Below are 12436 nucleotides of genomic sequence, written 5' to 3' on the forward strand. Positions count from 1 at the left end.
CCGGTCGGCCCTCGGCACTGCCTCAATCCTCCTTCGCAGCACCCGTCACCGCGCCCGCGACGGCTTCCACCACACCGTCGTCGAAGACGGTCGGCACGATGCGCTGCGGGGTGAGGTCGTCGGCGACGACGCCGGCGAGGGCGCGGGCCGCGGCGAGGAGCATGCGGCTGGTGACGCGGGGCGCGCCGGAGTCCAGCAGGCCGCGGAAGACTCCCGGGAACACGAGCACGTTGTTGATCTGGTTCGGGTGGTCGCTGCGGCCCGTCGCGACGATCTGCGCGTGCTTTCCCGCGACGTCCGGGTCGATCTCGGGGTCCGGGTTGGCCAGCGCGAACACGATCGCGCGGTCGGCCATCGCGGCGACGTCGTCTTCGCCGAGCAGGCCGCCGGCGCTGACGCCGATGAAGACGTCGGCGCCGGAGAGCGCGTCGCGCAGGCTGCCCTGGGCGGCCCCGTCGCGGTTGGTGTTCTCCGCGAGCCAGCGCTTCTCGCCGACGAGGTCACGGTCGGGGTGCAGCACGCCTTGGCTGTCGCAGACGGCGATCCGCTCGTAGCCGGCCTCGCGCAGCAGCCGTGCCGTGGCGCTGCCCGCCGCGCCCGCGCCGGAGATCACCACCGAAGTGCCGGCGGGCTCACGTTCGGTCAGCTTCATCGCGTTGTGCAGCGCGGCGAGCACGACGACCGCCGTGCCGTGCTGGTCGTCGTGGAAGACGGGGATGTCGAGCTCATCGTGCAGGCGGCGCTCGACGGTGAAGCACCTCGGCGCGGCGATGTCCTCGAGGTTGATCGCGCCGAACGAGATCGCGAGGTCCTTCACCGTCCGCACCAGGTCGTCCGGCTCCCGGCTGACCGGGCAGATCGGCCACGCGTCAACGTCGGCGAACCGCTTCAGCAACGCCGCCTTGCCCTCCATCACGGGCAGCGCGGCGGCCGGGCCGCGATCGCCCAGGCCGAGCAGCGCCGAACCGTCGGACACGATCGCGACCGAGTTGGCCTTCACCGTCTCTCGCATCAGCGCGGACGGGTCGTCGGCCACCCGTTCGGCCACCTCGGCGACCCCGGGCGTGTACTCCTTCGCCAGGTCCTCGGGTCCGTCGAGGCGGACCCGGGCCGAGATCTCCACTTTTCCACGGCTACAACTCATGTCCGCCGGATACCCCGGGCAGACATCGGGAAATCAGCCGCTTTTTCACCGGCGCTACGCCCGCAAAGCCGGCAACAGCTCCTTCTCCGCGAAGGCCAGGAACTCCTCCTGCCGGTCGCCACCGATCTGGATCAGCGCCAGGTCCGTGAACCCCGAATCCGCGAACTGCTGCACCGCTTCCCGGATCGGCCCCACCTCCGGACCACACGGGATACCCGCGGCCACGTCGTCCTGGCGCACGAACTGCGTCGCGCCCGCGAACCCGGCCGGCCCCGGCAGCTCCGAGTTGACCTTCCATCCCCCGCTGAACCAGCGGAACTGGTCGTGCGCTCGCCGGATGGCCGCGTCCCGGTCGGGATCCCAGCACACCGGCAGCTGGGCGACCTTGCGCGTCGGCGGGCCGAGGCGGGTGGCGTCCCATTCGCTGCACAGCGCCGGATCCGGCTCGACCGCGATCATCACGTCGGCCTGCGCGGCGAACCGGTGCACGGACTGCTTGCCGGACACGGCGATCCCGATCGGCACCCGCGTCGGCGAGAGATCCCACAGCTTCGCGGAGTCCACGCGGAAGTGCTTGCCGTCGTAGTTGAACGACCCGCCGTCGAACAGGCCGCCGATGATCTGCACGGCCTCGGCGAGCATGTCGTGGCGCACGTTCACCGGCGGCCAGCCCTGCCCGGCGACGTGTTCGTTGAGGTTCTCCCCCGCGCCGAGGCCGAGGGTGAACCGGTCGTCGGACAGCAGCTGGATCGTCGCGGCCTTCTGGGCGACGACGGCCGGGTGGTACCGCATCGTCGGGCAGGTCACGAACGTCATCAGGTCCACCCGTTCGGTCACCTGGCTCACCGCGCCGAGCACGCTCCACGCGTACGGCGCGTGTCCCTGCTCCGCGAGCCAGGGCGAGTAGTGGTCGCTGCAGACCTCGAAGTCGAAGCCGGCCCGCTCCGCCCCGGCCGCGTGGGCGACCAGCTCCTTCGGCCCGGCTTGCTCGGTCATCAACGTGTAGCCGATGCGCATGCGGTATCCCCCGCTCGGTCGCGGCGTGGCGAACCGCCGCCGGTTCGCCCTTCCTCCACCGGGGTTGCCCGGCCCCCGCCGGACGAAACCGGCCGTCCCCCCTCCCGGGAACAGAAGGAGGACGGCCAGGCGGTCACGGGGATCGCCGTCACCCGGCGCGGCGCGCTCCGGGGGCGTTTGCCGGGGTGATCTGGGAAGCTGCCTTCCATGGCTTCCCGGACGAGTTCTCCCTGGTTGCGGTGGACGACGATCGCCCCGGCGGTCGCGGTGGTCGTGCTGGCGGTGACGTGGGGGCGGGTGCTCGGGACGGTGCCGGTGATCATCGTCGCGGTGGTGCTGGCGGCCGCGGTGCTCGCGGCGGTGCACCACGCGGAGGTGGTCGCACACCGAGTCGGCGAGCCGTTCGGATCGCTGGTGCTCGCGGTGGCCGTCACGGTGATCGAGGTGGCACTGATCGTCACGCTCATGATCTCCGGCGGCCCGAAGACGGCTTCGCTGGCGCGGGACACGGTCTTCGCGGCCGTGATGATCACGTGCAACGGCATCCTCGGCCTGTCGCTGCTGGTGGGCGCGTGGCGGCGCAAGACGACGGTGTTCAACGCGGAGGGCACCGGCTCCGCGCTGGCCACCGTCGCGACGCTCGCGACCCTCAGCCTCGTCCTGCCCACGTTCACCACTTCCCGCAGCGGCCCGGAGTTCTCTCCCGGGCAGCTGGCGTTCGCCGCCATCGCGTCGCTGATCCTCTACGGGCTTTTCGTGGTCACGCAGACCGTGCGCCACCGCGACTTCTTCCTGCCGATCGACGTCGAAGGCGCCGTCGTCGAGGAGGATTCGCACGCGAAGCCGACGACGACCCGCACCGCCCTGTTCAGCCTCGGATTGCTGCTGGTGGCGCTCGTGGCGGTGGTCGGGCTGGCCAAAGTGGAGTCACCGGCGATCGAGGCCGGCGTGGCGGCGCTGGGGTTCCCACAGTCGTTCGTCGGCGTGGTGATCGCGCTGCTCGTGCTCCTGCCCGAGACGCTCGCCGCCACCAACGCCGCGCGGCGCGACCGCGTGCAGGTGAGCCTGAACCTCGCGCTGGGTTCGGCGATGGCCAGCATCGGCCTCACGATCCCGGCGATCGCGCTCGCGTCGATCTGGCTCAGCGGGCCGCTGCTGCTGGGCCTGGACGCCACGCAGATAGTGCTGCTGGTGATCACCGTCGTGGTCGGCGGCCTCACTGTGGTGCCGGGCCGCGCGACGCGCCTGCAGGGCGGCGTCCACCTCACGCTGCTGGCGGCTTTCGTGTTCCTCGCCGCCAGTCCTTGAACCAGTCCCCAGGCCACTGTCGAGCCGGGCCGCGCCCGTTCGTCCTCGGGGTGCAAGGACCTCGTGGAAAGGACGGACGATGGACACTTTGGCGTTGTACCGGCAGGCGCAGGACGGGTTCGACGCGGTGCTCACCGCGGTGCCGGCCGAGCGCTGGGAAGCACGTTCGACGTGCCCCGAGTGGTCGGTGCGCGACCTCGCGGGCCACGCGGTCTGGGGCCAGCACCAACTGCGCGCCTGGGCCACCGGAGAGGACTACGCCGACCGCTCGGGCGCACCGGGTTCGCCCCACCCCGCGCCGATCGCCGGCGACGACCCGCTCACGAGCTGGCGGACGGCCCGCACGGCCTGCCTCGCCGCGCTGACCCCCGAGGCGCTCGCGCGGACCACCACGATCCCGGGCCTCGGCGAGGTACCGGTCGCCGCCGTGGTGAGCCTGCTGACCACCGACCTGGTGGCCCACGCGTGGGACATCGGCCACGCCCTGGGTGCCGACGTGCGCCTCGACCCCGCCACGGTCGCCGCCGCCTTCGACTGGGCCCGCGCGCACGCCGTGCGCGCCCCCGGCTTCTTCGGCCCGGAACTCACGCCGCCGCCCGGGTCGGACGACCAGACGCGGATGCTCGCGTTCCTCGGCCGGGCCGCGTGGGAGCCGGTCGCCGCGTGACGCCGGCCGGTGGGTGTGTCCGATATGGACACACTCACCGGCACGCAGTCGGGGCTTTGCCACATTTCGAGCCAGGTCGAGGACTTGGCCGTGGTTCCGCTCGCGCCCCTGGTGTAGCCGGGCGCCAGGGCTTCCTGGCACCGGAAGAACCTTCGGGAGAAACCCTTGAGACGCCTGGTCACGGTCCTGTCCGTCACCACCTCGGCTGCCAGCACCGGCCTCGTCGGATTCCCGGCCGCGAGCGCGGCGCCGGCGAACGCGGTCCAGGACAGCGAAAGCGGCGCCGAGCCCGGTCCACGCCGAGCTGTTCGGCAATCAGCCCGGTCAGCAGATCGAGTATTCGGTGTACCTGCCCGATTTCGGCGGGTGGCAGCGACCCGGCAAGAACGGTCAGGAAGCGGGCACGACCGGGCTGAGCGAGCCGATCACCGCGCTGTGGGTCTCCAGCTCCTGACGCGGCGCCGGCTAACGGCGGGCGCGACTCCGGCCGTCGAGGTCTCGACCGCGCCGGGTCACTGGCCGACCGCCTTCCGGCCCCGGTCGAACGCGGCCAGTGCGGCGCCGACTGCGGCCGCGACCGTGACCTCGAAGACCTCGTCCTCGGTGTGGCCCGCGGCCAGCAACGCGGCGACGTCCGCGTCGGTCACACGGTAGGACGCCGTGCGGACGGCTTCGGCGTAGGTCTGCCACGGTTCGGCCACCGGCGCGTCCGCGATGAGCGCCGCGCGCAGGGCCCGGTCGGTGACGCCGCGGGCCTCGGTCACCGCGTGGCGGAGGTTCGAGACGACGTCGCCGTGGTCGGTGTGCGGACCGCCCGACAGCAGGAAGCCCGGGAAGCGGTAGCCGAAGCGGTGCAGCGACCGGGTGCCGCTCTCCAGCTGGCCGTCGCGCAGCTCGAAGCCGAACGCGTTGGCCAGGCGGTTGACCACGTCCCACACCAGGTTCACTCGCAGTGCCTCCAGCACGGCCGGCGCGGGCACGTCGGCGACCAGCGACGCGTCCGGCTCGCCGCCCGGCTGCGAAACGGTGTCGAGGAAGGCGCGCACCGCCCGCAGTTCCGGGCGGGCGGACGCCGGCTCGTCCGGGTCGACCTCGCCCTCGCCGGCGATGCGCGTGAGCTCCGCGTGGGTGACGATGCAGAACGGGCACTCGTGCAGCTTCGCGGTGCCCATCGCCAGGTACTCGCGCTCGCCGGGCGTCCAGGACGACGGGCCGCGCATGGCCGCCGCCGTGAGGTCCAGCAGGGCGCGGGTCATGAACTCCGGCCGGTACAGCAGCGTCAGCACGATGTCGGGACTGTCCACGCGGGACACCGCGGACGTGGCCGAGAGGAACAGCTTCGCGCGACGACGGTGGCCACGCTCCAGAATGGACAGTCTCACGGTGTCTCCCCAGTGTCGAGTGCGTCGAGGTCGAGCAGGCGGCCGGCGAGGAACCGCCGGTCCGCCGGCGTGTGGGCCAGTTCGTGGGCACGCCGGTAGGCGGTGGCCGCTTCGGCACGCCGGTCGAGGCGGCGCAGCAGGTCGGCGCGCGCGGCGTGCATCAGGTGGTAGTGCTCGAGGCCGTCGATGCGGTCGATCAACGCGAGCCCGTCGGCCGGGCCCCGCGCCATCGCGACCGCCACGGCGTGGTTCAGCGCGACGACGGGGGAAGGCGTGAGCTCCAGCAGCCGCGTGTACAGGCCCGCGATACCGGCCCAGTCCGTGAGTTCGGCCGACGGCGCCTGCGCGTGCAGCGCCGCGATCGCGGCCTGCACCTGGTACGGCCCGGGCTCGCCGTGGCGCAACGCGCGGTCCAGCAGCCCGAGGGCTTCCGCGATCTCGGCCTGATCCCACCGCGTGCGGTCCTGGTCTTCCAGCAGCACCACGTCACCTTCGCCGTCGTGGCGCGCGGCCGCGCGCGAATCGTGCAGCAGCAGCACGGCGACGAGGCCGAGCGCCTCCGGTTCGTCCGGCATCAGCGTGGCCACGAGCTTGCCGAGCCGGATCGCTTCCTGCCGCAACGCGGTGTGCTCGGGTGAGCCGGCCGCGGCGGTGTAGCCCTGGGTGAAGATCAGGTACACCACGGCAAGCACGCCGGCGAGCCGTTCGGGCAGCAGGTGATCAGGCGGGACTTCGAGCGTGATGCCGGCGTCGCGGATCTTGCGCTTGGCCCGGACCAGCCGCTGTGCGAGCGTGGCTTCACCGATCAGGAAGGTCCGCGCGATCTGCCCTGCCGTCAGCCCGACCACGGCCTGCAGCGTCAGCGCAACGCGCGCCGGCTCGGCGAGCGCCGGGTGGCAGCAGGTGAAGATCAGGCTGAGCCGTTCGTCGCCGACTTCGAGCAGGCGCCGGTCGGAGAAGTCGGACATCGGCACCTCCTCCGGCCGGACCCCGATCGCCGCGAGCTTCTCCCGGCCCAGGCGGGCGCGGCGCAGCCGGTCGATCGCGCTGTTGCGCGCCGCCGTGAGCAGCCACGCGACCGGGTCGTCAGGTACGGCGGCCCATTTGCGCAGGGCGAGTGCGCACGCCTCCTGCAACGCGTCTTCGGCGAGCTCGAAGTCGCCGAGCACGCGGATCAGCGCGGCGAGCATTCGCGCACGGTCCGCGCGGTAGACCCGCTCCACCGCAGCGGGCGCCGGCTCACTCAGCAGGGGCCGCCACGTCGACCGGCGCGTGGCTCACACCCGGGATCCCGACGACCGGCCGCACCTCGATCGACCCTTCCTCGGCCATCGGGCACAACGCGGCGAGTTCGAGGGCTTCGTCGAGGTTGCGGCAGTCGAACAGGTAGAACCCGCCGAGGTGTTCGTGGGTTTCCGCGAACGGGCCGTCGGTGATCAACGTGCGCCCGTCCCGCACACTCACGGTGGTCGCCGTCGACTCCGGCTGCAGCGGCTTGCCCTCCACCCACACGTCGCGGCGCCGGCACTCGTCGGCGAACGCGTTCACCCGCGCCACCGCCTCCTCGAACCCGGGGTCGCCTGGTTCGGGGCGTACGCAGTTGTAGATCAGCAGTATGTACTGCACGTGTCCTCCGCCTCATCTGGTCCAGCTCGTCCGAAGAGGATGACGAACAGCCCGACCGTAACTCGACACGGCGCGGCGAGCGTGGCGAAAGGTTTCTTCGGACCGGTTCAGCCGAGCAGCGACGGGTGCGGCTCAGGAGGCGCGCCGAGCTCGTCGCGACGGCTGCGCGGGGCGGTGCCGTCCACGTCGGTGACCCCGAGCCGCGCGCCGAGCTCCGCGCCGATGAGCGCGCGGCCCGAGTAGGCCATCAGGTCGGGCGACGCGTAGAGCGCGGCGATCACGCGGCCGGTGAACTGCGGCGACTCACGCGGGACGGCCGTGCGGGCGGCCGGTGGGAGCGTCGCGAGGTGCGCCTCGGCGCGTTCGGTGCGCAGGCCGCCCATCCAGATCGATACGGCGGCGACGTGGTGCGGACGCAGGTCTTTCGCCATGTCCGCGGCCATCTTGTCCGCGCCCGCCTTCTGCGCGCCGTAGGCCGGGCCCTGGTGGTAGGACACGGCGCCGTAGTGGCCCGTGTGGACGATCAGGCCGCGGCCGTTGGCCAGCAGCAGCGGCGCGGCGTGGTGGGCGGCGACGAAGTGCGAGCGCAGGCCGACGGTGATCAGGTCGGCCGCCTCGATCGGGTTGGCCCAGAACCCGCCGGGTCGCATCGGCTCGGCGACCTTCGCCGCGTTGTTCACGAGGATGTCGAGCCGGGCGTGCTCCCGCGCGACCCGGGCGAACAGCGCGGCGACGGCCTCGTCGTCGGCGTGGTCCACGACCACGGGCACGCCGGTGCCGCCGGCCTCGTCGATCAGGGCCGCGGTGTCGGCGACCGTGCCGCCGTGGGGCGAGTCGCCGGGCTTCGCGCTGCGGCCGGTGACGTAGACCGTGGCGCCGGTCGCGCCCAATGCCAGGGCGATGCCCTTGCCGGCGCCGCGGCTCGCGCCGGTGACCACGGCGATCACGGGGGCCATGGGATCTCCTCTCCATCCGGACGTCGTGTCCGTTTCCTGCCACCGACGATATGGACACGGCGTCCGGTTGTCATAGTGATAGCGGACACGGCGTCCGGATACACTGGCGGCGTGACCGGTCCGGCCAAACGCCAGCGCGCCGATGCGCGCCGCAACTACGACGTGCTCCTCGAAGCAGCGAAGGACGTCTTCGCGCGCCTGGGGACCGACGCACCGCTGGAGGTCGTCGCGCAGGAGGCGGGGGTCGGACGCGGCACGCTGTACCGGCACTTCCCGTCGCGCGAGCACGTGTTCGCCGCGATCATGCGCGAGAGCGCGGACCTGCTCGACGCGCGGGCCCGCGAACTGCTCGACGCACCCGACGGCGCCGGCCGGCTTCCGGAGTGGCTGCGGCTCTACGACCGCGCCGCTACGGAGTACCCCGGGATGAGCGGGCACGTCGGCGACGGGCTGGCCGACGACGGCTCCCCTGTGGCCACCACCTGCGCCCCGATGAAGACGAGCTTCGCCGCGTTGCTCGACCGCGCCCGCGCCGAGGGCCACGTCCGGCCCGACGTGACGGCGACGCAGGTGCTCACCCTCGTCGGCGCTCTGCCGAAGGACCCGGCGACGGGCCGCACCGCCGAGCCCTACCTCGACGTGGTGCTGGAAGGGCTTCGCATCACCAAGTGACGGGCAGCTCGTACACGCCGTATACGGAACCGTTGTGCTTGAAGGGAATCTCGTCGAGGCCGGCCGCGAGGGCGAGCGTCGGGACACGCCGGTAGAGCGTGTTGTAGACGACCTGCAGCTCCACCCGCGCGAGCGGCTGCCCGAGGCACTGGTGCACGCCGAACCCGAACGCCACGTGCCGGCGCGAGTCCGGGCGGCGCACGTCGAGCCCGTCGGGATCGGGGAACACGCTCTCGTCGCGGTTGGCGATGTCGTTGGCCATGATCAGGCCCTCGCCCGCGCGGATCGTCTCGCCTGCGATCTCGATGTCCTCGATCGCCACGCGGCGGCGGCCGTTGTGCGTGATCGTGAGGTAGCGCAACAGTTCCTCGACCGCACCGGCGATCACGGCCGGGTCGTCGGCCTCGCGGACCAGGGCGAGCTGCTCGGGGTGGCGCAGCAGGGTCAGCGTGCCGAGCGCGATCATGTTGGCAGTGGTCTCGTGGCCCGCGATCAGCAGCAGCACGCCCATCTGCGCGGCCTCGGCGCGCGTGAGCTCCCCGGCCTCGACGCGGTCGGCGAGGCCGGACAGCAGGTCGTCCTGCCGGTGGGCGAGCTTCTCCCCCATCAGCTCGTCGAGGTACCCCAGCAGCGCGCGGTGCCCGCCGGCGCGTTCGGCCGGGTCGGCGTCGCGCTTGATGATGACCTTGCTGTTGGTCTGGAAGAAGTCGTGGTCGCGGTAGGGCACGCCGAGCAGCTCGCAGATCACCAGCGAGGGCACCGGCAGCGCGAACGCCTCCACCAGGTCCACCGGGTTCGGCCCGGCGAGCATCTTCTCGAGCGAGTCGTCCACGATCTTCTGCACCGCCGGCCGCAGCGCCTCGATCCGCCGCACCGTGAACGGCGCCGTCACCATCCGGCGCAACCGCGCGTGCTCCGGGTTGTCCATCAGGATGAAGCTGATCGCGGACCCTCCCGGCGGCAACGGCGCGGGGCTCGGGTAACCCGGCCGCGTGATGTCCACGCTCACCCGCGCGTCCGCCAGCAGCGCCCGCTGGTCCGCGTACCGCGTGACCAGCCACGGCGTGCTGCCGTCCCACAGCCGCACCCGCGCCAGCGGCCCCGCCTCCTGCAGCTCGCGCGCCCGCGGCGGCGGGTCGAACGGGCACCCGGCCGCCCGGGCCATCGGAAACTCGGGCACCTCGTCGGCGCCCGGGGTGGCCTGGTCCAGCGTGCTCCTCATGCGTTCCTCCGCGGCGGGTGGGTTCGTCGGTCTGAAGTGGACGGTGGTGGGGTGGTCACCCGTGTGTTGTTACAGCGCAGGCGGGGCGCGGCCGGGGTGCCGCAGGCCCGCCGCGACGTCGGCGCTCGGCAGCGGCATTGCCCAGCCCGCGCCCACGACGCGCGGGGCCGGTGTGCTTGTCGCGCCGACCAGGCGCGCACATGCGCAGGCACAGCCGGCGCGCCTCCCATCGGCCATCGGTTGCCGCCCCGATAACCGAGGCGGCTGCAGAGCTCTCGCTGTGGCGCCCCAGAGCGCGTGCTCGAGCACAACTGGAGCGAACGCCATCGACCATCGGCTGCCGACCGCAGGGCCGGGCGCTTGCCCTGGCAACCCAGCACACGCGCGCGACCGGCACGAGCGTCAGCGGGCATCGGGTGTCGTCACCGTGGCCGGGGCGAGCCAGAGGCCGACGATGGCGTCGACGAGGCCTGTGCCGGCGGTGGGCCAGTCGGGGCGCGGGGTGGGGGTGGCTTCGGCGAGGGCGCGTTCGCGTTCGGCGCAGGTGTGGACCATCAGCAGGCGCGCCATGGCGTCGCGTTCGGTGCGGGCGGCGGGGGTGAGGTGGGGCAGGCAGGTGTCGAGGCCGTGGAGGATGCGGTGCAGCGCCGGGGCGCTGAGGGCCTCCTCGATCATGATCCCGCGCAGCGCGGGATCGGTCATCACCTGCGCGGCGAAGCGCGCGAACCACGTCGGGGCGCGCAGGGCGGCCAGGTGGTCGGTGACGGGCCGCACCAGGCACTCGACCCAGTCGCGCACGCCGGCGTCCTCGGCGACCCGCGCGACCATGCGCGTCCGGATCGCCTCGATGCCCTCCGCGTGCTTGCGGGCGATCGCGCGGACGAGGTCGGCTTTCGTGCCGAAGTGGTAGCCCACGGCGGCGTTGTTGCCCTGGCCCGCGGCCTCGCTGATCTGCCGGTTGGACACCGCGTACACGCCGTGCTCGGCGAACAGCCGCTCGGCCGTCGCGAGGATCCGCTCCCGCGTCGACTCCGCGCGGATCGCCTTCCCGGTCACTCCGGCCACCGTTGCTCCTCCCCGCGTTGGACCTGCGGTTCATGATCAGTCAACCGGATCTTCGCGAGTTAAGTCAAGCGCTTGAATTCAGGCCAGGGTGTGCGGCACCCAGGAAGCCGCGTCCTTCCGCGCGCACGACACCCACCGAATGCTGGTCGGCGAACCCCTCAGGAAGGCGACCATGACCGAAGCACTCGAGATCACCACGTTCCACCTCACCGGCGACTTCGGCGGCACCGACTTCGTCGCCGTGAACTCCGACGTGGACGCCTACCTCAAAACCCGCCCCGGCTTCCGCTGGCGGCGCATCACGCAGGACGAGGACGGCACCGTCGTCGACGTCGTCGCGTGGGACAGCGAAGCCGACGCACGCGCCGGCGCCGCCGGCATCATGACCGAGCTCGCCGGCTCCCCCGTACACGCGATGATCGACCAGACGACCGTCGACTTCCGGATCCTGCCGGTGATCCACCGGCTCGACTGACGGGGAGGCTACGCCGCGACGGGGTACCGGTTCTGGAAGTCCAGCCGGTGGCCGGACCCTGCCGCCAGGCGGTCGAGTTCTTCGTCGAGCTTCGGGAACGTCTGCACGGCTGCTCGCCGGTGGCATCGGCGAGCCGGTCGACGACGAGCTGCTCCAAGTCCGGGACCCGTTTCACTTTCCAGACCTTGCCGGCCAGGCTGACCAGCAGGTCGTCGAGCTTGTTGTCGGGCCGGTCCCAGCAGCCGTGCGTCCGCGCGAACCGCGCCAGCCGCCCGTCGACGCCCTGTGCGAGCAGCAGCTCGTAGCCGGCTCCCTCGTGATCCGAGCCGCACGTTCACGACGGAGTAGCGTCACACTGCGCGACAGCCAGCACGACAAGGAGGACCCGGCGTGACGCCGATCGACGCCACCTTCAGCCTCGTCGACCACCACGGCGCGGCGGTGACCGAGCAGGACTACCGAGGCAAGTGGGTGACGGTCTTCTTCGGCTTCACCCACTGCCGCATGGTGTGCCCGCGTGCGCTCGGCCGCCTTACGGCCGCGCTGGACGAGCTGGGGCCACTCGCCGACAAGGTGCAGCCGCTGTACATCACCGTCGACCCGGAGCGCGACAGTCCCGAGGTGATGCGCGCTTACCTCGAAGGGGACCACCCGCGCTTCACCGGCCTCACCGGCACGCCGGAGCAGATCGAGCGGGCCAAGCGTGCCTTCCGCGTTTTCGCGCGCCGCAAGGACGATCCCGAGGACCCTGACGGCTACGCGGTGCCGCACACCGCCATCACCTACGTGCTGAACCCCGGCGGCGCCTACGCAACGCACCTCACCGACGGCCTCGACGACAAGACATTCACCGAACGGCTGCGCGAAACCGTCACGCAAGAAGCCTGAAAACTGGGGTCCGG

At 72.2% G+C, this 12436-nt stretch carries 14 protein-coding genes; 6 read left to right on the plus strand and 8 right to left on the minus strand.

Features of this window, described 5'->3' with window-relative positions; genetic code table 11:
* Positions 1-22: 22 nt before the first annotated feature.
* Together AB0M56_RS04290 and AB0M56_RS04295 are read right to left on the minus strand one after the other, a co-directional pair.
* Positions 23-1123 carry a malic enzyme-like NAD(P)-binding protein gene (locus AB0M56_RS04290; protein WP_364170952.1) on the minus strand — a complete coding sequence of 367 codons (1101 nt, stop codon included), beginning with the start codon at positions 1121-1123 and terminating at the stop codon, positions 23-25.
* Positions 1124-1198: 75 nt separating this feature from the next.
* Positions 1199-2161 (minus strand): TIGR03557 family F420-dependent LLM class oxidoreductase, encoded by a 963-nt coding sequence (locus tag AB0M56_RS04295; RefSeq protein WP_364170954.1) that lies wholly within the window; start codon positions 2159-2161, stop codon positions 1199-1201.
* A gap of 207 nt (positions 2162-2368) precedes the next feature.
* On the opposite strand from AB0M56_RS04295, the gene AB0M56_RS04300 reads away from it, so the two are divergent.
* The 3 genes from AB0M56_RS04300 to AB0M56_RS04310 all read left to right on the plus strand — a co-directional run bounded on the left by AB0M56_RS04300 (position 2369) and on the right by AB0M56_RS04310 (position 4590).
* Positions 2369-3469: an ionic transporter y4hA gene (locus tag AB0M56_RS04300; RefSeq protein WP_364170956.1), complete on the plus strand. Its 1101-nt coding sequence runs from the start codon at positions 2369-2371 to the stop codon at positions 3467-3469.
* Between the two features lie 79 nt (positions 3470-3548).
* Positions 3549-4136: a TIGR03086 family metal-binding protein gene (locus AB0M56_RS04305; RefSeq protein WP_364170958.1), complete on the plus strand. Its 588-nt coding sequence runs from the start codon at positions 3549-3551 to the stop codon at positions 4134-4136.
* A gap of 343 nt (positions 4137-4479) precedes the next feature.
* A complete protein-coding gene (locus tag AB0M56_RS04310; RefSeq protein WP_364170960.1) occupies positions 4480-4590 on the plus strand; it encodes a hypothetical protein in 111 nt (36 codons plus the stop codon).
* Positions 4591-4648: 58 nt separating this feature from the next.
* On the opposite strand, the gene AB0M56_RS04315 is transcribed toward AB0M56_RS04310, so the two are convergent.
* The 4 genes from AB0M56_RS04315 to AB0M56_RS04330 form a co-directional block, all read right to left on the minus strand.
* Positions 4649-5518: a hypothetical protein gene (locus AB0M56_RS04315; RefSeq protein ID WP_364170962.1), complete on the minus strand. Its 870-nt coding sequence runs from the start codon at positions 5516-5518 to the stop codon at positions 4649-4651.
* Positions 5515-6765 carry a DUF6596 domain-containing protein gene (locus AB0M56_RS04320; RefSeq protein WP_364171370.1) on the minus strand — a complete coding sequence of 417 codons (1251 nt, stop codon included), beginning with the start codon at positions 6763-6765 and terminating at the stop codon, positions 5515-5517. Before AB0M56_RS04320 ends, AB0M56_RS04315 begins: the two co-directional genes overlap by 4 nt.
* On the minus strand, positions 6758-7144 hold the full coding sequence (locus AB0M56_RS04325; protein WP_364170964.1) for a YciI family protein: 387 nt from the start codon (positions 7142-7144) through the stop codon (positions 6758-6760). The genes AB0M56_RS04320 and AB0M56_RS04325 overlap by 8 nt, the downstream gene beginning before the upstream one ends.
* 107 nt (positions 7145-7251) lie before the next feature.
* Positions 7252-8100 (minus strand): SDR family NAD(P)-dependent oxidoreductase, encoded by an 849-nt coding sequence (locus tag AB0M56_RS04330; RefSeq protein WP_364170965.1) that lies wholly within the window; start codon positions 8098-8100, stop codon positions 7252-7254.
* Between the two features lie 111 nt (positions 8101-8211).
* Between AB0M56_RS04330 and AB0M56_RS04335 the strand changes: the two genes are divergently transcribed.
* The gene (locus AB0M56_RS04335) at positions 8212-8772 is read left to right on the plus strand and encodes a TetR/AcrR family transcriptional regulator (protein ID WP_364170967.1); all 561 of its coding nucleotides are present in this window, start codon (positions 8212-8214) and stop codon (positions 8770-8772) included.
* On the opposite strand, the gene AB0M56_RS04340 is transcribed toward AB0M56_RS04335, so the two are convergent.
* Both AB0M56_RS04340 and AB0M56_RS04345 read right to left on the minus strand, forming a co-directional pair.
* On the minus strand, positions 8762-9994 hold the full coding sequence (locus AB0M56_RS04340) for a cytochrome P450 (RefSeq protein ID WP_364170969.1): 1233 nt from the start codon (positions 9992-9994) through the stop codon (positions 8762-8764). The two genes, AB0M56_RS04335 and AB0M56_RS04340, sit on opposite strands and share 11 nt — an antisense overlap.
* A 402-nt stretch (positions 9995-10396) precedes the next feature.
* Positions 10397-11059 carry a TetR family transcriptional regulator gene (locus AB0M56_RS04345; RefSeq protein WP_364170971.1) on the minus strand — a complete coding sequence of 221 codons (663 nt, stop codon included), beginning with the start codon at positions 11057-11059 and terminating at the stop codon, positions 10397-10399.
* Between the two features lie 172 nt (positions 11060-11231).
* Between AB0M56_RS04345 and AB0M56_RS04350 the strand changes: the two genes are divergently transcribed.
* The gene (locus tag AB0M56_RS04350) at positions 11232-11534 is read left to right on the plus strand and encodes a hypothetical protein (protein WP_364170973.1); all 303 of its coding nucleotides are present in this window, start codon (positions 11232-11234) and stop codon (positions 11532-11534) included.
* Positions 11535-11924: 390 nt separating this feature from the next.
* A complete protein-coding gene (locus AB0M56_RS04355) occupies positions 11925-12422 on the plus strand; it encodes an SCO family protein (protein WP_364170975.1) in 498 nt (165 codons plus the stop codon).
* Positions 12423-12436: the final 14 nt, after the last annotated feature.

The sequence above is a fragment of the Amycolatopsis sp. NPDC051372 genome (genome assembly GCF_040682095.1).
Classification (GTDB): Bacteria; Actinomycetota; Actinomycetes; order Mycobacteriales; family Pseudonocardiaceae; genus Amycolatopsis.